18 protein-coding genes are annotated in these 19787 nt (G+C 42.0%); 11 read left to right on the top strand and 7 right to left on the bottom strand.

Annotated features, from left to right (window positions below):
• The 4 genes from glnA to HQK88_14865 form a co-directional block, all read left to right on the top strand.
• Positions 1–1026: type I glutamate--ammonia ligase (glnA, locus tag HQK88_14880; GenBank protein ID MBF0618084.1), on the top strand; the 1026-nt coding region annotated here is incomplete at its 5' end.
• 10 nt (positions 1027–1036) lie between these two features.
• Positions 1037–1519 carry a TIGR00725 family protein gene (locus HQK88_14875; GenBank protein MBF0618083.1) on the top strand — a complete coding sequence of 161 codons (483 nt, stop codon included), beginning with the start codon at positions 1037–1039 and terminating at the stop codon, positions 1517–1519.
• A complete protein-coding gene (locus HQK88_14870; protein ID MBF0618082.1) occupies positions 1506–2417 on the top strand; it encodes a LysR family transcriptional regulator in 912 nt (303 codons plus the stop codon). Before HQK88_14875 ends, HQK88_14870 begins: the two co-directional genes overlap by 14 nt.
• A gap of 34 nt (positions 2418–2451) precedes the next feature.
• A complete protein-coding gene (locus tag HQK88_14865; protein ID MBF0618081.1) occupies positions 2452–2808 on the top strand; it encodes a hypothetical protein in 357 nt (118 codons plus the stop codon).
• Positions 2809–2861: 53 nt separating this feature from the next.
• Here HQK88_14865 and HQK88_14860 read toward each other — a convergent pair whose 3' ends face one another.
• The 6 genes from HQK88_14860 to HQK88_14835 form a co-directional block, all read right to left on the bottom strand.
• Positions 2862–3797, bottom strand: coding sequence for a TerC/Alx family metal homeostasis membrane protein (locus HQK88_14860; protein MBF0618080.1), 936 nt, complete (start codon positions 3795–3797; stop codon positions 2862–2864).
• Positions 3794–6874 carry a hypothetical protein gene (locus HQK88_14855; protein MBF0618079.1) on the bottom strand — a complete coding sequence of 1027 codons (3081 nt, stop codon included), beginning with the start codon at positions 6872–6874 and terminating at the stop codon, positions 3794–3796. The genes HQK88_14860 and HQK88_14855 overlap by 4 nt, the downstream gene beginning before the upstream one ends.
• A gap of 13 nt (positions 6875–6887) precedes the next feature.
• Positions 6888–7805 carry a proline iminopeptidase-family hydrolase gene (locus HQK88_14850; protein ID MBF0618078.1) on the bottom strand — a complete coding sequence of 306 codons (918 nt, stop codon included), beginning with the start codon at positions 7803–7805 and terminating at the stop codon, positions 6888–6890.
• Between the two features lie 234 nt (positions 7806–8039).
• Positions 8040–8672: a class I SAM-dependent methyltransferase gene (locus HQK88_14845; GenBank protein ID MBF0618077.1), complete on the bottom strand. Its 633-nt coding sequence runs from the start codon at positions 8670–8672 to the stop codon at positions 8040–8042.
• A gap of 2 nt (positions 8673–8674) precedes the next feature.
• Complete coding sequence (locus HQK88_14840) at positions 8675–9880, bottom strand: hypothetical protein (GenBank protein MBF0618076.1); 1206 nt, start codon at positions 9878–9880, stop codon at positions 8675–8677.
• 170 nt (positions 9881–10050) lie between these two features.
• Positions 10051–11079 (bottom strand): YeeE/YedE family protein, encoded by a 1029-nt coding sequence (locus HQK88_14835; protein ID MBF0618075.1) that lies wholly within the window; start codon positions 11077–11079, stop codon positions 10051–10053.
• A 174-nt stretch (positions 11080–11253) separates the two neighbouring features.
• Here HQK88_14835 and HQK88_14830 point away from each other — a divergent pair, with 174 nt between their 5' ends.
• From HQK88_14830 to HQK88_14815, 4 genes are all read left to right on the top strand, one after another.
• Positions 11254–12402, top strand: coding sequence for a glycosyltransferase family 4 protein (locus HQK88_14830; protein MBF0618074.1), 1149 nt, complete (start codon positions 11254–11256; stop codon positions 12400–12402).
• A complete protein-coding gene (locus HQK88_14825; GenBank protein ID MBF0618073.1) occupies positions 12359–13615 on the top strand; it encodes a glutamate-5-semialdehyde dehydrogenase in 1257 nt (418 codons plus the stop codon). The genes HQK88_14830 and HQK88_14825 overlap by 44 nt, the downstream gene beginning before the upstream one ends.
• A gap of 19 nt (positions 13616–13634) precedes the next feature.
• Positions 13635–14117 (top strand): ribonuclease HI, encoded by a 483-nt coding sequence (rnhA, locus tag HQK88_14820; protein MBF0618072.1) that lies wholly within the window; start codon positions 13635–13637, stop codon positions 14115–14117.
• Between the two features lie 150 nt (positions 14118–14267).
• The gene (locus HQK88_14815) at positions 14268–14543 is read left to right on the top strand and encodes a hypothetical protein (protein MBF0618071.1); all 276 of its coding nucleotides are present in this window, start codon (positions 14268–14270) and stop codon (positions 14541–14543) included.
• Positions 14544–14579: 36 nt separating this feature from the next.
• On the opposite strand, the gene HQK88_14810 is transcribed toward HQK88_14815, so the two are convergent.
• Positions 14580–16778, bottom strand: coding sequence for a copper-translocating P-type ATPase (locus HQK88_14810; GenBank protein ID MBF0618070.1), 2199 nt, complete (start codon positions 16776–16778; stop codon positions 14580–14582).
• A gap of 170 nt (positions 16779–16948) precedes the next feature.
• Between HQK88_14810 and HQK88_14805 the strand changes: the two genes are divergently transcribed.
• The 3 genes from HQK88_14805 (at position 16949) to HQK88_14795 (ending at position 19765) form a co-directional block, all read left to right on the top strand.
• Positions 16949–17131 (top strand): ferredoxin, encoded by a 183-nt coding sequence (locus HQK88_14805; protein MBF0618069.1) that lies wholly within the window; start codon positions 16949–16951, stop codon positions 17129–17131.
• Positions 17132–17403: 272 nt separating this feature from the next.
• The gene (locus tag HQK88_14800; GenBank protein ID MBF0618068.1) at positions 17404–17925 is read left to right on the top strand and encodes a chemotaxis protein CheX; all 522 of its coding nucleotides are present in this window, start codon (positions 17404–17406) and stop codon (positions 17923–17925) included.
• Positions 17926–18142: 217 nt separating this feature from the next.
• The gene (locus HQK88_14795) at positions 18143–19765 is read left to right on the top strand and encodes an HD domain-containing protein (protein ID MBF0618067.1); all 1623 of its coding nucleotides are present in this window, start codon (positions 18143–18145) and stop codon (positions 19763–19765) included.
• Positions 19766–19787 lie beyond the last annotated feature (22 nt).

Raw genomic sequence — 19787 nt, 5'->3', positions numbered from 1 at the left:
GAGGCTGAGTTTTTCATCTTTGACGATGTACGTTTTGACCAGAAAACCAATGAGGGCTACTACTATATAGACTCCATCGAGGGAATATGGAACTCCGGGCGTGACGAAAAACCAAACCTTGCCTACAAGCCGCGCCACAAAGAGGGCTACTTCCCTGTGTCCCCAACCGATGTGTTTGAAGACCTTCGCTCTGAGATGGTCATGGTGCTGCAGAAATGTGGCATAGAGATAGAGGCACAGCATCATGAGGTGGCAACGGCAGGACAGGCTGAAATAGACATGAAATTTGCCCCACTGGTAAAGATGGCTGACTATGTGATGATGTTTAAGTATGTAACTAAAAACGTGGCCTACAAAAACAACAAGACAGTGACCTTTATGCCTAAACCACTTTTTGGCGACAACGGCTCCGGTATGCACACCCATCAGAGTCTGTGGAAAGGCGGCAAGGCATTATTTGCAGGAGACGGCTACGCAGGGCTTAGTGAGATGGCTTTACACTATATAGGCGGAATTCTTAAACACTCAAAGGCATTAGCCGCTATAACCAACCCTACAACTAACTCCTATAAGAGACTGGTGCCGGGGTTTGAAGCGCCGGTAAATTTGGCATATTCTGCAAGAAACCGTTCAGCCTCAATCCGAATCCCTATGTATTCTCAGAGCCCTAAGGCAAAAAGATGTGAAGTCAGGTATCCAGACCCGTCCTGTAATCCGTACCTTGCATTTTCAGCAATGCTGATGGCTGGACTTGACGGCGTGCAGAACAGGATAGACCCGGGTGAGGCGCTTGATAAGGACTTGTATGATCTTGAGCCGGAGGAGTTGGCATCAGTGCCCCAGATGCCGGGGAGTCTTGATGAGGCTTTGACTAATCTTGAGAACAGCCACGATTTTCTTTTAAAGGGGGATGTATTTACCGAGGATTCCCTTAAGACTTGGATATCGTATAAGAGAGCCAACGAGGTGGATGCCATGAGACTGAGACCCCATCCTTATGAGTTTTTCCTCTACTATGATATTTAAATGATTTAGTGTGATACAAATTGGAGTAATAGGCGGCAGAGTCGCTAGTGACTGGCACCTTGAGGCCGCTCTTACGGCAGGGAAACTGATAGCTGAAAAGGGCGGCCTATTGGTGACCGGAGGCTTAACCGGCGTAATGGAGGCAGCCTCAAAGGGTGCAAAGTCAGCCGGGGGATTAACTATTGGTATTGTCCCTCAGGCCGACAAGAAATCTGCCAACAGTTTTGTAGATATCACAATAGCAACCGGACTCGGCATCGCAAGAAACTCCGTGATAGCTCACACAGCAGACGCACTCATTGCAATAGGCGGGGAGTATGGCACGCTTTCTGAAATAGCGTATGGGCTTCAACTGAAAAAACCTGTGGTTACGCTTAAGAGCTGGGACATTCCCGGAACTGTTACAGCAAAGGATGTTGATGAGGCCGTAAGTTTAGCCTTTAAGCTTGCTATCAGCACTTTGGCGACTGAGGAGGGCAATGGAGGACTATAAGCTACGTGTGTTTTGTACGGTTGCTGAGCTTAAGAGTTTTTCAAAGGCCTCAGAGATAATCCATCTGACTCAGCCTGCAGTCAGTGCCCAGATACAGGTCATTGAGGAATATTATGGCACAAAACTATTTGAAAGAACAACAAACAGCACATCTTTAACCCCTGCCGGAGAGATTCTCTACCGGTATGCTAAGGACATTTTGTCACTCTATGGGGATGCTGAAAAAAAGATATGCAAAATTACCGGTTTGACAAAGGGCAGCATCAGGGTAGGAGCAAGCCTTACGATAGGAAATTACCTTATTCCTCAGATTATTGCTGACTTCATAAAGATCAATCCGCGGGCACGAATTCATCTTAAAATCGGAAACACTAAAAAAGTAGTGGATATGATAAATTCCTCAAGTGTTGATATTGGATTTGTTGAGTCTGATATGAAGGGACAGAAGTTTATTGTAGAAAAAGTTTATGATGATGAACTTTTTTTTGTTGTCAGCAGCAACCATAAGTTGTCGTCTGAGTCCTCGGTCTCTCTTGACACTATAATGAAAGAGCCTGTGATAGTAAGAGAGGAGGGGTCCGGCACAAGGTTAGCCATCGAGCAGTTTTTTATAAAAAAGGGCTTAAGCATGCAGAATCTTCGGGTGTTTCTTATAACAGACAGTGTTGAAGCGATAAAGGAATGTCTTTATGCAGGAGTAGGAGGCTCATTCCTTTCTAAGCTTGTGGTTCGCAGGGATGTAATTAACGGAGGCCTCAAAGCGTTAAAGGTACAAAATGAAAGAATTTTGAGAGATATGTCTCTCATTTACAGAAAAAAAAATATCTCATCACATGTTGTGGAGGAATTCCATAATTTTATAAAAAACTACAAGTACGGAGAACTTTACACAGAGTAAAATGGCGAAGAAGACATTTTGGGATAACTTATTGATGAACGGTTTGCTTTTGCGCATACTTAAATTTTGTTTTTTAGTGATTCCAGTTGTTCTGACACTGTTTATATTGGCAGATGAAACAGGAGCTGAGTTTACAGCAACAAAAGCCACTGTTAGAAATAAGGAAATTTCTGCAAAGCTTAAAGAGGCACAAATGGTTTTGGATGAGAGGAAAAAAGCTAAGACTCTTACACAGAAAGAGGAAATTAATTATCAACACTGGATAAACATTATCAGAACTAAGGCAGTTCGTAAAGAACAACGCGGAATGAGTCCTCAGGAGACAGAGGAACTTTCCAAATCGCTTGATGTATTAATTATTGAAATCAAAACCCCTGTTGAATCAAAATAATCTCTAAAATCCTTTAATATGTACATCTTTTTTGTGGATAGTGCCATCCCATATTAATTTATCTTTTGGGGATATATCAGTGATAAGACAACAGAGCCGCCGAAAACCAAAAATAACACACCAAGGCTCATTGCAGGCGATATATGATAAATATCAAAAAAGTCCAACAGCATTTTTAACCCTACAAATACCAATATTAAGACTACAGAAATTTCTAAGTAACACACATAACGTTTAGCAGTAGCAAGCAGAAAGTACATAGAGCGCATACCGAGAATCGCAAATATATTGGACGTAACGATTAAAAACGGCACTTGTGTGATTGTTATAACGGCAGGCACTGAGTCAAAAGCAAACACTACATCAGCTACCACTAACGCCGTTAAACAAAGCATAAGAGGTGTAATATGGCGCTTTCCATTGTGTTTTATTATAAACTTGTTATCCTTAAGATACGGATAAACAGGCATCAGACGCTTTGCCGCCCTCACTGACCAATGATTCGTGTAATCGTGGATTTTTTCATCATCTTTGCCGATTTGCTTATACATTTGCCAGGCTGACCATAAGACAAACAACGCAAATATGACATTGACCCATGCTCCCAGAAGCAACAATGACGTCCCTGCAAAAATAAAGATTACCCTAAGAATAATCGCTCCAATAATTCCAAAATTCAATACCCTTTGCTGATACCTGTCCTCTATAGTGAAACTACCAAATATAGCCATAAAAACAAACAGATTATCCACTGAAAGCGATTTTTCAAGAAAATAACCCGCCGTAAACAGTGAGGCATGAACTGTGCTTTCTGTAACAGCAATAAAACCCGCAAATAACAACGCCAGCAGTACCCAGATGACAGACCACACGGCAGCGCTTTTTACGCTGACTTGCGTGTCCTTTTTGTTGAAGTGCATATCCACATAAAGAGAAATACCGGTAAAAACAACAAAAACCGAGATACTTAGCAAAGACACCTGAGTCACAAGGTTAGTCCGTCAATTTCTATATCTTGCTGTGCTGTAATCATCTGAAAAAGTTGCTTTATTTCATCTGCCTTTTCTAACTCCCCTGTATCCTGACACCATTTTGCTACACAATGCACAAGTTTGGAGATGCTGCCCCTGATTCGCTGTTGTACGGAGGGGGCATGGTGCAATAAATGCCCCTCGTTTGGTAAAACAAAATATCCTCTTAACAAATCATAGATTTTAAGCAACAAAGCTAAAACCTCTTTAAAATCATCATCTGACGCTGCGCTGTTTACAGTACGATTTTTGTATAGCTCTTCCACCCGTTCGCTAAGATAGTTGAAAGCCCAAACATCTGTCCATACAAATTTCCGATTTAGTGAAACTTTTCCATCATGGTAAAGTATAAAGTTGTTATCCTCAGAATCCAGCATCTTACGAGTGCGGTGAAGCGTCGTGTTAAAGGATGTTTTAGCCGCTTCACTATCAGAGTCTGGCCACAAAAACTCTGAGATTTTCTCTGCACTAACACCCCCGACCTCAGAGAGAGCCAATTCTTTAAGCAGCGCAAGTGGTTTTTGCTGCATTTTCCCCCTGGACTCTAATATCCTGCCGTCCTTTTCGATTTTAAATCGTCCAAATGTGTGTATTCTAACCGGATACGGCCAGTCATCTATCATGTCGCCGCCCGGAGTCAGATTATGAAGCCTTATGATTTCTTTTACGTAGTCAGTTTGAATTCCTCTTTCCAGCGCTGTTTTACATAAGATATGGACATGTTTACGAAACGGAAGCATACCCTTCATTCCTGTAACTTTAGCTATCCTTACAAATTCCTCAATTTTTACCTCAAACCTCTGCAGGTCATTATTATTTACAGAAATAAGAGCTTCGATTTCTAATGAAAAATATGTAAAAAGTAAACTCCTCGCAGTAAGCCCAATTCTCTTAAGATGTTCTAAATAAAGCAGAGCCTTGTCATTATATCCAGCTTCTGCCAATAAACATACAAGTATAGATAAATGTACTCCCTGCATAAGTTGGCAGCCGTATTGTTCCGTATATTCTATGTTTTTCTCCCCATACTCAATCGCAGTGGAAAAGTTCCCTTTGGCATATGCAATCAAAGATGCCATCTGATAGTAGTAGAATCCATAGATCTGAATATCTCCCATGTAAGATATTATTTTTTGCATATAAACTTCTGCCATCTCATTGTTGCCCAGAGCAAGAAAACAGTAGATACCTAACCCTAAAAACATTGTATCCGTTAAGTGCAAACCAGTCTCATCAGCAATCTTAAGTCCCTCCTCAACAACTTTTAGCGTATCCTTGTATGAAGCTTTATACAATGTACACATACATTCACATCTCATACACATAAGTCTTAACAGAAGGTGTTTTTGGGTGTTTCTGTACACATGGTGTAACGTTTCTATAGTGTTACCAGCCTTATATACACTACCAGTCCATAGATAGTAAAGAGTGAGATTATAGCCAATATACATCCGTATTTCTGCATTTTTTGAATGTAAAACTATATTGTCAGCCTCTTGTAACCAGTAATCAATGTCCTTGTGGTTTGGTTGGCGAAATATCAAAGCCGTAACAATACTTGCAACTACCTCTTCTTTAATTTCAATTGAGTCAGTGCTTCTATAGACCTCGATTAACTCCTCTTCAAACTCCTTAATCCAATGATCAAGAGGATGGAAATTCCTCCACTCCATAACTAAAGCCTTTATTACTGCACACAGCGATAATATTTGTCCCTCGGATTCTTTTAACTTTTTAAATAAAAGGTAAACGGCTTCAAGTATTTTTCTGGCATCCTCAAGATTCAAGGAAAACTTGTTAATGCCACTCCAGTATAGCAGCCACGGCTGCTCCTGTAAAAACTCATCCGGTAAAGCCAAAAACCAGGCATCAATAATATTATATCTTCCGTCTGCTATCAAACCCGGCACACTTTTAAGCAAAAGTCGTTGAAGTCTGTCCCAATGTTTGATTTCTATAAGCAGTTGGATGCTGTGTTCAATGTATCCGGATTCTTCTAAAACATCGGCGGCTGACAAAGTTATCTCACGGACTTGTTGTCTATAATAAACCTGAGCTTGCCTTAACAGAAATTCTCTGTATAGTGCGTGATACCTGAATGTCACAGCATTGTTTGAATGTATTGCTGTAAGAAAATACCCTCCCCTGTCACGTCTTAACAGCTTTTGAGTTAGAGTATATCCTGTCAGCGCTATTGCCATTTCTGCGGTAAACTCTGGGAAATATGCGGTTTTAAGTAGAAACTCCTGAACGTCGCTGTCTGCAGCTTCAAATACCTTCCCTGAAAAAAAATCGAATAACAGACCTTGTGTAACTGCGCCTGTGTATTGAGCAGGATTTTTTTTAATCTGCTCAATGGTAAGTATCAAAGCGGCTACAAGGCCATCAGTATTATTATATATATCTTCAATCGTATCTTTTTCGAAGGTATGTTTTACAGTGTTCTTAATCAGCTCTGTCGTCTCTTTCAGTGTAAACCTCACATCGTTCCATTGTATTAGGCTGATACTTCTGTTTGCTTTCAATCTGATATAAGCAGGTGGCGGCTCGTTTCTGCTTAATAGCACTACGTTTATACCACTAATCAGCAAAGATAATCCTTTAGCCATCACATCATGAAACATTGAATCTGAGGGTATATCATGACAATCGTCAAAGACAAGGATAAATGGAGTCTCAATCTCTGCAAACAATCTCTCAAAGTACGTTAGCGTAAAGGACACTATGTCTTTGATGTTATCTGATGTGAAACTCGGTAATAGTTGGGTTTTAATATGCGGCTTTAATGCCGTGCTCATATAATTAAAAAATGTCATAATATCAATATCGTTTTTATCAACATGATACCAAAGGTGAGGGATACGTCTGTTTTTGAGATAGCTTGCCGCTAACGTGGTTTTACCGGAACCTGCAGGGGCTGACATCCACACGATGGGAGTTTCCTCCATAGCTAAGTCAACTATATCAAAACACCTCCTGCGTTGAACTACATTGTGCAGCTCAGGAGGCGTTATCTTTGATAATTTGTCTGGCATAAGAGATGTTTAATCAATCATGTGCGCTAAGAAATTCCCTGACACAATTAATGTATTCGCTCTTCTGTTCAAGGTGAGGCATATGAGAAGAGTTGTTAAAAATTACCAGCTTTGCTCCGGGTATTTTACTGCTGTAATACGTACCTGTATTTGAAAACTTTTCCTCATATGCCCCAAAAGTCACAAGAACCGGGATGCTGAGCCCTTTTAATTTGTCAGTTATATCATAGTCTTTGAGATTTCCGGTAAAGTCAAAAATGCTTGTACCAACCATAGTGTTAAAAATTTCTTGATTCAGCCTTTCTAAACTTCTGTTAAGGCAATCCGGCCAGGGGTCTATGCGGCAGTAAAACTCCTTATAACAGACCGTCATAGCCTCTGTAAATTGCTCGTCTGTAAAAGTTTTAACAGACGATTCAGAGTGATTACCGCAAGTGCTAAGAATCATTTTAGAATCATCAGGCAGCATGGCTACAGCGCTCTTAATGTCTTCAGTCAGTCTTTTGCTGCTTAATAAAGGACTTGCAAGAACTAAACTTGCAACTCCCTGACATTTAGTTGACAGCACAGAGGGCACAACAAAAGTTGCTGCACCTGAATGAGCCAATATATGACGGGATTTAAGGTTTAGTGCTGCACAGACCTTATCAAATTCACTGCCAAAGTAATCAACGTTCCATCTGGAGGTACCGCTGCATTTATCTGAGTTTCCGCAGCCAAGCTGCTCGTAAAAAATAACCGGACGCTCATCAGAAAGTGCGCTCAGAGGTTCAAGATAATCGTGTGAAAACCCAGGGCCTCCATGGACAACTATCAGAGGCAGCCCTGCAGTGTTTATACCACAAATCTTATACCACACCCGGCCGTGAGTGAGATTAACATAACCCTCCTGAGAGCCGCTTTCTTCTTTTAATATAGTTAATAATTCCATAATGGCCTGCCGGCAAATTTCTGTAACGAAAGAATAACTCAGACAAGTTTATAACTCCACTGCCTGAGATGTTTTGTATTGTGCATAAACATTTAACAAATGTCAAATGTGTTTTGGCAGCATTATTTAGACGCAGCATTACATTCAACAACATATTATGTGATTTCACAGTTAAAAAGTGATGGCCTATAATGAAAACATAGAGATTACAGCAGTAGTATGGAAAATGGCTGGTTAAACATCCTTACGCAATAAAAACCCTCTTATAAAACCAAAAGGGTCTCCTTTCTTTACTTGAACAACTTTGACAGGCTGGTCTTTTATCACATCCTCAAAAATCCTTATGACGCTGCAAAAGTTATATTTCATCAAGACATCCAAATGCGATATGATGGGCTGTGTCCACTTATTTGTCCGTAGCAGGTGGTCATATATCAGGATTTCGCCTCCTGGTTTCATGACTCTGACAATTTCAGCAAAAGCCTTTTGAGGATTATACACACAGGTCAGAAATAGTCCCAGTATTGCCTTGTCAAATGTATTGGAGGGAAAATCCAGTTTTTCGGCATCCATGATACTGAGGTTAATGTTATTGTTTTTTTCGTGAAGTTTTAACTTGGTTTTTGCAATGCTAAGCATAACATCACTTATGTCAACTCCGTATATCACTACCCCTCTTGGAATATCGGGCAGGTCGTAACCGGTGCCAACTCCGGGGATAATCAACTTATCACCGGCCTTAAAGTTACACATCTGCACCGCCTCTTTTCTAAAACCCTTAAGCGGCAGCATCATAAATGGATAGAAAAACGGTATAAATGTGTTAAAGGACAGCTTTTTTAAAATATTTTTAACATCAAGTCCCATAATTAATTATATTTTAACACTTTTCTTTCTGTATTAACCGGAAATTGCAGGCCGTCTTTGTGTATATAGACGATATTAACCTCAATTTTAACGAGTTTTTCCTTTTCAGGGAATACGGCGTAGTATTTCTCAGTGGTCGTCTTTCTGGGAGGCAGAGAATAGTCTAAAATGTCTTTAATCTCCCATGCGTCATACCGTCTGTTACCCTCTATGTCAATGCCAGGCTCAAAGAATTCCTTTCTGGCTGACCAGATAACCTTTTCGTTTTCACCTGTGGCTGTCACCGTAAGCAGCACTCTTGATGTCCACAGACAGCCATCCGGTATTCTGTGTCCGGCGTTGTTTGTAATGTCCACTGTGATTGCAGCGGCAGGTATCCACTTTTTATCCCCATAGGACTGAGTTTTAATGGCACGGGCACTTACCTCTAATGTCATGGATTCCTTTAGCGTATCTGTCACATAGGCACCGGGAAAAGTGTGGCCACGGTTGTGTTTTTTCATGTGGCACTCCTGGCATGTAACCTGCCCTCCTGCTGCCACGTACTGATCCCTGTAACTTTGCGCTATGGTGCTGCAGATTATCTGCTCCCTGTCCGGTGCCGTATAAACCCCGTGACACTGCATACAGAATATGGCGTTGTCAAGAAAAGTAGTCTTTTTTATACTGTGATACGGTGTGTTGCCATTCCCTTTGATGCCGTACATGGTTTGCTTTTCAGGAAAATTGGGAGGCGGCACGGCCTTTAGGTTGTGGCAAACGATACAGGAGACATTTAGGTGCGAAAGAAGCTCTTTTGCTTTTTGCTTAGCGTCTTTATCTGCGGTTTTCCCTCCTGCCATTTTTATGGCATCCACCACATCTTTAACGAGTCTTTCCGATGCATATTCCATGACGGGAGCATGACAGCCAAGGCATTTCATAATCTCAGTCTTCAGAGGTCTGCCTTTTCGCGCCGGATCTCTCTCTATCCCCTCCACTATGAAAGAGTATATCCCGTCAAGAGAGTGCAACAACGAGGATTCGTGCACGGATGTTTTCCACTGATTATATATGTTGCCGTGGCAGCCGGCACATGTCTCAGAGGACTTATAGAGCTCCTCCATTGTGTTTATGGCATCAAATGTATTAGGAGCAGCGTCAAGTTTAGCAACTGAAAAAAACACTGTCAATAAAGTTAACAGCGATAAAACCGGTTTTGTCATCATAGCATTAAACCTCCATAGGTTGTAATTGTAATTTATTATTTTTATACCGAGTTGCATTCAGAAGTATAACGAGGCGGCTAGGAGCAAGTGACGCAGGCGTACTTTTTCGTACGCTGAGGAGCTTGCGACAAAGCCAACAAAGTTAGACGATTGAAGGCTACTTGGTATTATTAGTCATCCCTCATAGGTCTGATAAACATAAAATACACCATAGTCCAATTACCTAAAACTATAAATATCGTTGTAACTATGCTTGAGACAGCTAAAGTGGAAGCTCCGGTAAGGCCGTGGCCAACATTACAACCTCCTCCGACAGCAGCGCCAAACCCCATAAGAATTCCTCCCAAAAAGACTTTTACCATCTCACGGGCATCAGCGCTGGTTTTTAACTTAAACTCCCTGAGCGCTCTTGCGCTTCCGAATGAGCCCAACATAAGCCCTATTATCATAAACACACTCCAGGTGGGTTCATCCCCCTGAGCAATCCACCTGAATAGTTCAATAGTGGGACCAGAAAACGATAGTCCACGCGGTTTGCCGCCAAAGTGGTCAGATGCCCACCATGCCGCAACTGCAATAAGCCCCAGCAGGAGACCTGATATGTACCACACATATCCCACCCGCGGCTTTGCTTTAGAGGAAAACTCCCCACGCAATATAAACAATATAAACAATACAGACAGTGCAGCTATAACTATCCACTTATTAATGCCCAATAAGTTATACAGTGTCAAAGGATAGATATCAATTTGGGCAGCCCAGTAGTGCTCGACCTCTTTTGTGCTAAGGAGCCGTATTCCCTCATTAGTGAGCCACAACTGATAATTTGAAAGTATTTGGTAAAGACGCAAAAGCATTCCCTCAGTAGTAGTAAGCAGGCCTGCAACAAAACCTAAAACCGACACCCAGGAGGGAACCATTCCCTCGCCTGCCTTGTACCATATACCGCTTGCACACCCTCCGGCTGCAACCATTCCTATGCCAAAGATATAGCCTCCAAAGATGTTGGCCAAAGGCATAAAACCCTGTCTGTAGAGTGTCTTAACAAGTCCAAAGTCTTCCAAAAAATTTGCCCCGACAATTGTTATTAAAAGGGCGGTTAAGTAGGCCCTGAAAATAACCGTATCGGAAACAAAAATAATGTCTCTGAAGGCTGAGTTCATACACACCCGCCCGCGCTGAAGCACCCAGCCCAGCATTAACCCTACTATTAACCCTGAAACTACAATTCCTGTCAGGCTAACCCCCTTATGATGTTTATGGTTTTACCAAAAAAATTATAAACTTACTATAACTCACTCTTTTATACTATAATAACTTGAAGACTCTTATCAACATACAAGAAATCTATAAATAAGGATGTAGCAAAAGTAATGAAATTAGGAATAAACGCCGCATTTTCCGGTCTGGGACCGGGTAACGCAAATTTGTTTACACGGGAGGTTGGGCGGCTTCTGTGCCTTATGGAGCAATCCACGACGGTGTTTGCTCCGTATCCTCTGTGGAAAGCCGGTGACTACCGCCTTGTTAATACCCCTCTGGATATATCAGGCCCCCGCAATCTGTTAAACAACCTCAACAGACTCATGTTTAACAACACCGTTTTACCGTATCTGTTAAAAGAATACGAAATAGACGTTTTGTTTTGCCCAAACACAGAATTTCCGGTAGTCACCACTACACCGATTGTAGTTACCGTGTCTGACTTAAATCCTTTGTATGCACAAACGGACGGGCTTATCGGGCAGTACTTTCGCGGCTACCTGGAGAAGCTCCCACAGGAGCATATAGAGGTCGTAACTATGTCTGAGTTTATAAGAAACGAACTCATAAGGGAATTTAATCTAAAGCGGGATAATATTCATGTGACAGGAGCAGCGGTTGACACACATTTTTTCAAACCGGTATCTGCTGAAAGTAAACTGGAATTTATAAAGTCAAAGGATATAAACTCTCCGTATATACTTTATTTTGGCACACTGTTTCCATACAGAAATCTGAAGACTCTGTTTAAGGCTTTTTTTGAAATATGTGACCGTATCCCGCATAAACTTGTTATAATAGGAGAGCGCGACCGCTATGACGAAGAGCTGCCGGAGGATGAAAGACTGATATACATTGACACGGTAACGAGTGAGGAACATCCTATGTGGTATTCCGCCTCGGATATTTTCATAGAACCGTCACTGTCTGAGGGCTCAGGGATGAAGCTCCTTGAGGCCATGGCATCGGGTGTGCCCGTAATATCGTCAAACATTGAGGCACTTTATGAAACAGGGAAGGATATCGCTCTTTTTTTTAAAGGAGATGATGCTGTCACTTTGGGTAAGCTGATTTTAATGGTTATACGAGATAATGACTACAGAAATGATATGATAGCAAAGGGCTTAGAACACGCAAGGAATTGCACGTGGGAAAAAATAGCCGAATCCATATATAGTATATGCGAGGAAGCAGATAAGAAAACCGTGGAGGTAGTTGAGTGTGAGAGCATACGTGGAAACAAAGGCCAGGGAGGCTAAAGCAGGAGCAAGATCAATAGGGGTAGCCGACACTGAAGTCAAAAACAGAATTTTGCTAAAAATGGCAGATTTAATAATGTCACAAAGCAACAAATTAATAATTGAAAATGCAAAAGATGTTGCAAGTGCAAAAGCCGCTGGCCTAAGCGATGCAATGATTGACAGACTGACTCTTAATCTAAAGCGCATAGAGGAGATGGCAACAGGGCTCCGCGAGGTTGCAGCTCAGACCGACCCGGTTGGTGAAATCATAAAAATGTGGAAACGCCCCAATAAGATGATGGTTGGTAAAATGCGGGGCCCCATTGGTTCAATCTGCATAATATACGAGTCAAGGCCAAATGTGACGGCAGATGCCGCAGGGCTTTGTATAAAGGCCGGGAATTCAGTCATCCTGCGCGGCGGCTCTGAGGCGGTTAATTCAAATGCCGCAATTGTCTCAATTCTAAAGGAGGCGGTAAGAAGCGAGGGATTACATGATGGCGTTGTAACGTTTATAGAAAACACCGACAGAGCTGCCATAATGGAGCTTTTGAAACTTGATACGCTTGTGGATTTGGTAATTCCACGTGGCGGTGAGAGTTTGATAAGAGCGGTCGTGGAAAATTCGTCAATTCCAGTGCTTAAGCACTATAAGGGAGTGTGTCACGTGTTTGTGGACAGGGATTGCGATTTAGAGATGGCCTCTGACATATGTTTTAACGCAAAAGTGCAGCGGCCTGGCACATGTAACGCTATGGAGACTATGCTTGTTGATGCGCCGGTTGCAGAGCGGTTTTTGTCTAAAATGACAGAGCGGCTTATGGCAGCCGGAGTAGAAATTCTGGGCTGCGCAAGGACTCTTAAGTTATGCCCTGAGCTTAAACCAGTAAAGGACACCGATTATCACAACGAGTATCTGGCACTCAAGATGAACGTGCGCGTAGTGGATGGCTTTGATGAGGCCATAGAGCACATAAACACATACAGCTCCTCTCACACTGAGGCAATAGTGACAAAAGACCATAGCCGCGCTATGCGGTTTTTAAAAGAGGTGGATTCGGCTGCGGTGATGGTTAATGCCTCCACACGGCTAAATGATGGCGGACAGTTTGGTTTGGGCGCAGAGATTGGAATATCAACCGATAAGCTCCACGCCCGTGGCCCTATGGGATTAGAGGATTTGACCTGCTGCAAGTTCATAGTGCTGGGAGACGGGCAGTTAAGGGTTTAGTGTGACTAGTATTATATACATACCGGATGTTGAGATATACACGGATGGAGCGTGTGTTGGAAATCCCGGGCCCGGCGGCTATGCTGCAATCTTAAAATTTGATGGCAAGCAGAAAGTGGTCACAGGCGGATATCGCCTGACAACCAATAACCGCATGGAGATAATGGCGGCAATAGCAGGGCTTTCGGCATTGAAAAAAAAATGTGTTGTAAGCATTTACAGTGATTCAAGGTTACTCGTTGATGCCATGACAAAAGGGTGGGTACAGAGCTGGATAAAGCGGGGGTGGCACAAAAAAGACGGCACACCAACATTAAATCCCGACTTATGGCAAAAACTTCTGACACTCACTGAAAAGCATCAAGTTAATTTTCAATGGATACGCGGGCACATTGGAGACACCGAAAACGAACTCTGTGATCAGCTCTCCAAAAAAGCCGCAAAAGAACATAACCACATTATTGACGAGATTTATGAAAAGACAAAAAACAACAGGAAATAATTCTAATTTTAATTCAGAAGTATAACAAGGCGGCAAGGAGAAAGCGACGCAGGCGTACTTTTAGTACGTTGAGGAGCTTTTTGACGATGCCAACGAAGTTAGACAATTGAATTAGAATTAGGATAACATATAAACGGAGGTTAAAGAAAAATGGAAAACAGTACAGACTGGGACAAACTAGTGTCAACAATCGGCAGAGGTATGTTGTTTGGCTATATGGCAAGTCTTGGTATATTTTTCCTGATATTTCCGATAGGCTTGCTTTTATTCGTAGCACGGATAAACTGGATAGCGCTGTTTATTTCCGGCGGTATTCCTTTAATGCGAAAAACACTTGTGGTTATTCATATTGTCTGCATGTTGACAGCTGTTGGATATTCTGTTTGGAAAAACTTCTACAGAAAAGAGGCTTTGATTGAGGAGTGACGGCTTAGAAATACATTATTAAGGAAAGAACTCGTATCAAACACTATTTTTAAGCCTCAGTGAATTTGTAACAACCGACACGGAACTTAGAGACATTGCAAGTGAGGCAAGCATGGGGTTTAGAGAAGGGCCGCCAAAAAGTGTCAAAACACCGGCAGCCACAGGTATTCCTATGATGTTATAGAGAAAAGCCCAGAACAGGTTTTGCTTTATTGTTTTAATCGTAAGATGTGAAAGTCTGATTGCTTCATAAACACTCAGTAAGTCACCCTTAATAAGGGTTATATCGGCTGATTCCACTGCTATCCCTGTTCCTGTGCCCATGGCAATACCAACGTGCGCCTCTGTCAGTGCCGGAGCGTCATTTATACCGTCTCCCACCATTGCAGTAAACATCCCTTTTTTTAGCTCTCTGATTACTTTTACTTTATCCTCAGGGTATAGCCCAGAATACACCCGATCTATGCCGACATCTTTGGCAATCAACTGTGCCACAGTTTCATTGTCTCCGGTAAGCATGACAGGCACTATCCCATAGTGTTTCAACTGCCCAATGGCTGCCTTGGAGCTTACTTTAACTGTGTCTGCTATGGAAAATACCGCTTGTGCTTTATTGTTAATTGATAGTATGACTGCTGTTTTAGACTCATCATAAATAGAGGTAATTTTATCATTAAAGCTGGATAAATCCACTTTTGAACTGGTGATGAGCTTTTCTCCTCCGATTAAAACCGTATCCTTACCGCCATTTATCGTGCCGGTTATTCCGCCTCCTGTTATTGAACTAAACGTATCAAATGCAAAAAGCTCAATTGAGCGGCTTATGGCTTCAGCCACTATTGCCTTTGCTATAGGGTGCTCTGAGTAGTGCTCGCCTGATGCGGCTATTTTAAGAGCCTCACTTTCGTCCATTCCACTTTCAACAAAAATACCTGTAACGGCAGGCTTACCATCAGTAATTGTTCCGGTTTTATCAAATGCTATTGCCTTTACTCTGTGCAGGTTTTCAAGAGCCTCGGCGTTTCGTATTAAAATTCCCCTTTGTGCTCCCAACCCTGCAGCAACCATTATGGCTGTCGGCGTTGCAAGCCCTAAAGCACACGGACATGCTATTATCAATACCGCAATTGCAGACATCATAGCTTTGGCCCCGCCATCGCTAAACACAAACCATAGCAGAAAGGTCAGAGCGGCTATCCCTATCACTGAGGGTACAAACACAGCAGCCGCTTTGTCAGCAAGCCTCTGGATTGGAGCCTTAGAGCCCTGTGCCTCCTCTATGAGTTTAATAATCCTGGCTAACGTTGATTCCTGCCCTGTTTTAATGGCGCGCATTATAAAAGCTCCGGAGGTATTAACCGTTCCGCTATAAGTTTTATCTCCGGCACCTTTATCTACCGGTAAACTTTCACCAGTTATCATAGATTCATCAATTGCCGAGCCTCCATCCGTTATCTCTCCATCTACGGGTATCCTCTCCCCAGGCCTTACTAACAACATATCTCCAACTGTTACTTTATCAATTGCAACCTGATGCTCCACACCGTCTTTGATTACTGATGCCGTGAGAGCTTGCAGATCAATAAGTTTTTTGATAGCCTCAGAGGTGCGCCCCCGTGCCGTTAACTCAAGAAAACGCCCCATAAGAACAAACGTTATGATTACTGCTGCAGTTTCAAAGTACAAGTGGGGATGCGTTCCGTGATGAGAGATGGTGTTTGGAAACAACACTTCAAAGGCACTATAAAAATACGCTGCCGATGTTCCCACAGCTACAAGTGTGTTCATGTTTGATGAAAAGTGCTTTAGCGCCGAAAGTGCCGTTTTATAAAACGTAGCCCCAGGCCAAAACTGCACCACACTGGCAAATATAAGCAGCAACCACTGATTAGAAAGCACTGGAACTGTAAACATAGAGCCAGCCATTATCACAGCCGAGAGTGTTGCGCTTATTATCAGGTTAAATTTTAAAACGCTGCGTTCGTCATTGGTTTCTGCGTTAGATGTATCGCTTTCCGTAATAACTGCCGCAAAGCCCACACGCTTTACGGCCCCGGCAATTTCCACAGGCGATGTAAGTGCGGGATTGTATGTGACCGTAGCCTTGTGTGTTGCAATATTAACTCCGGCTTCAAACACACCGCTAAGTGACCGTATTGCTTTTTCTGTTGAAGCAGCACAGGCAGCACAACTCATACCGCTTATCGGTATTATTATCGTTTTTTTCTCTGACATATTTTTTTTTCCTCTTGCTAATTTTTAAGAAATTTGTGTATGATTGTCATGTGAATTTTGCTCTTTATACATTATAGCTTAATTGTGAATAGTAATTGTAGGATTTCCATGAGATGTATGGAACGTTACATATATAGAATAAACACAAAACTAAACTAAGGAGGAGTTAAATGAAAAATCCTGTTGTTGACCAGGACCTTTGTACAGCATGTGAGACTTGTGTGTCTTTATGTCCGGATGTGTTTGAAATGCAGGGGGATAAGGCTTTTGCAGCTCACCCTGAAAAGTGCGGCGATTGTGATTGCCAGGAGGCGATGGACACCTGTCCGGTTGAAGCAATTAAGTGGGAGTAGTTTAAGTAAATTATTAAATTCCATAAGTATTAGGAAGTTATCTGTTTGAAAAGGGGTTACCGGAGTGTAATCCCTTTTTTTAATGTGTTGATCAGTTTTATTGAAAGATTTTTACTTGACATAAAAAAATTTTTAATAACCTATGTATTTTTGTTATAATGTTTTAGGTGTTTGCGGCGTTTGCGTAAGAGGAGGATAGAGCATTTTTATAACTATAAAATACCTGGATAAATATCTGTGGGGTTTTGTAACGTGAGTTGGGGGAAAAGGATGTGAATGTTGACTTTGTCAATCCGTTTTTGGAATCTCTCGTAAACATTCTAAAAACTATGGCAAACGTTGAGGTCACACACAACACACCTTGTATAAAGGCTGACAGCTCTGCAATGGGTTACATATCTGGCATGATAGGTCTTGCCGGTGAGAAAACCTCAGGCTCTATAGCCATTACTTTTACTGAGGAGGCAATTTTACACATAGCGTCAAATATGCTTGGTGAAAAAATGACAGAAGTAAACGAAGAGATTGCCGACATGGTTGGTGAGATTACGAATATGGTCTCAGGCGGAGGCCGAAAAATTCTCTCCGAACAGGGCTATAAATTTAACATGGCAATTCCAACGACTATAGTGGGCAAAAACCACACGATAACGCATAAGACAAAGGGTATGATAGTGCTTGTGCCGTTTCAAACGCCTGCAGGACCGTTTTACGTTGAAATTTGCTTTGAAGAGGAAAAAAGGAAACTTGAGGGGGCGTACAGCGTAAAAAGCAAGGTGATTTACAGAAAGTAGAATGTCTGAGCTTTAATGCTAAAGCAAGTAAATACTCTGACAGGCGGATGAAATGTTTACAAAAGAAGATGTTGTAGATGAAATTGTAACAGGGTTTGATGAAAAGCTAAGAGCTTCTTTCTCAGGAGAGGGCAAGTCCTGTACTGAACTTGTTGATATTGTTTTAAAAGAGGTGACGTCCCTTGTAGAAAGCAGTGAACACTACAAAAACGAACTTATGAGTATAGGGATAGCCTTGTCTGCTGAGCGCAATCAGGAGGCATTGCTTGAAATGATAGTGGAAAAAGCAATGCTGTTTACCGGAGCGGACGGCGGCACTTTGTACATAATGAGTGAGGATGAAAGAACTCTGGCTTTTAAAATAATCCGGACCAAATCGCTGGGTTTTATAATGGGCGGGACAAAAGGCAGCGAAATAAAATTTCCCCCTGTACAGCTTTACAAAGAGGACGGCTCAAGGAACGAAAACAATGTATCAGCTTATGTAGCTCTGACTGGTAAAACGGTAAATATTGAGGACGTATATGAGGTGGAAGGGTTTGATTTTCAGGGAACCAGGGCATTTGACCAAAAAACTGGATACCGTTCAAAATCCATGCTCGTAACTGCCATGAGAAACCATGAAAACGAAATCATAGGTGTATTACAGCTTCTAAACGCAACAAATCAAAGCGGCAAAGTGGTGTCATTTTCACAACGCTTTCAAAAACTGGTTGAATCGCTTGCATCGCAGGCGGCAATTGCCATAACCAACTCTTCTCTGATACGAGGGCTGAGGGTTCTCCTGGACTCTTTCATTAAGGTGATAGCAGGTGCAATTGATGAAAAATCAGCCTACACCGGAGGCCACATAAGACGTGTTGCCGCCCTTACGTCAACTATAGCCAAAGGGCTTTGTAATTCAAATGACGAGAGATGGCAGGACTGGGTACTCACACGTGATGAGGAGGATGAACTTCACATAGCCGCATGGATGCACGATATAGGTAAAATAACAACCCCGGAGTACGTTGTTGACAAGGCAACCAAGCTGGAAACTATATATGACAGGATACACACTGTAGAGGCACGTTTTGAACTACTGAAAAAACAGACTGAAAACGAGTTTCTTAAAAGAAAATGTGAAATCCTTTGTCAGAAAACTGAAGATGCTGATGAGAAGCTGGGCAAACTTGAGGATGAACTCAACAGTAAGTTAGAGGGTCTTTCAAATGCTTTAGAGTTTATAAGAGTGTCCAACTTAGGTGGTGAATTTATGGCTAATGAAAAACTAGCAAGACTTAAAGAGATTGCATCTATAGAGATAGAAATAGACGGCAAAAAAATGCCGATCCTGGATGAAAATGAGTTACACAATCTCTCTATACCAAAGGGTACTCTTACAGATGATGAGAGAGAGATAATCAATAATCATGTTGTAATGACTGAAAAAATGTTAGGTGGGCTGCCGTGGCCGAAGAAGTTTAAGAATGTTACCACCTACGCTGCCGAACATCATGAGAAGCTGGACGGCTCTGGATATCCACACGGTAAGAAGGCGGAACAGCTGAGCATTAAGTCAAGAATATTGGCAATAGCGGATATTTTTGAGGCACTGACAGCAAAAGACAGACCATACAGACCGGGTAAAAAACTCTCCGAATGTGTTAGAATTGTAGGGTTCATGCTTAAAGACAAGCACCTTGATAAGGAAATTGTGGATTTCTTTATAACCAGTGGGCTGTTTGTCGAATATGCCAAAAGAGAATTAACACCGGAACAGATAGATTCATTTACGTACAATGGAATTAAATATGACCCCACTTTGCCAACCACTGATGATGTCGGCAAAGACAATTAAAAATCCTTTTAGGAGGTAGTCT

It is taken from the genome of Nitrospirota bacterium (genome assembly GCA_015233895.1).
Lineage (GTDB): Bacteria > Nitrospirota > Thermodesulfovibrionia > Thermodesulfovibrionales > Magnetobacteriaceae > Magnetomonas.
Note: the sequence above shows the minus strand (reverse complement) of the source record. Positions and strands in the feature narration are given on the sequence as shown.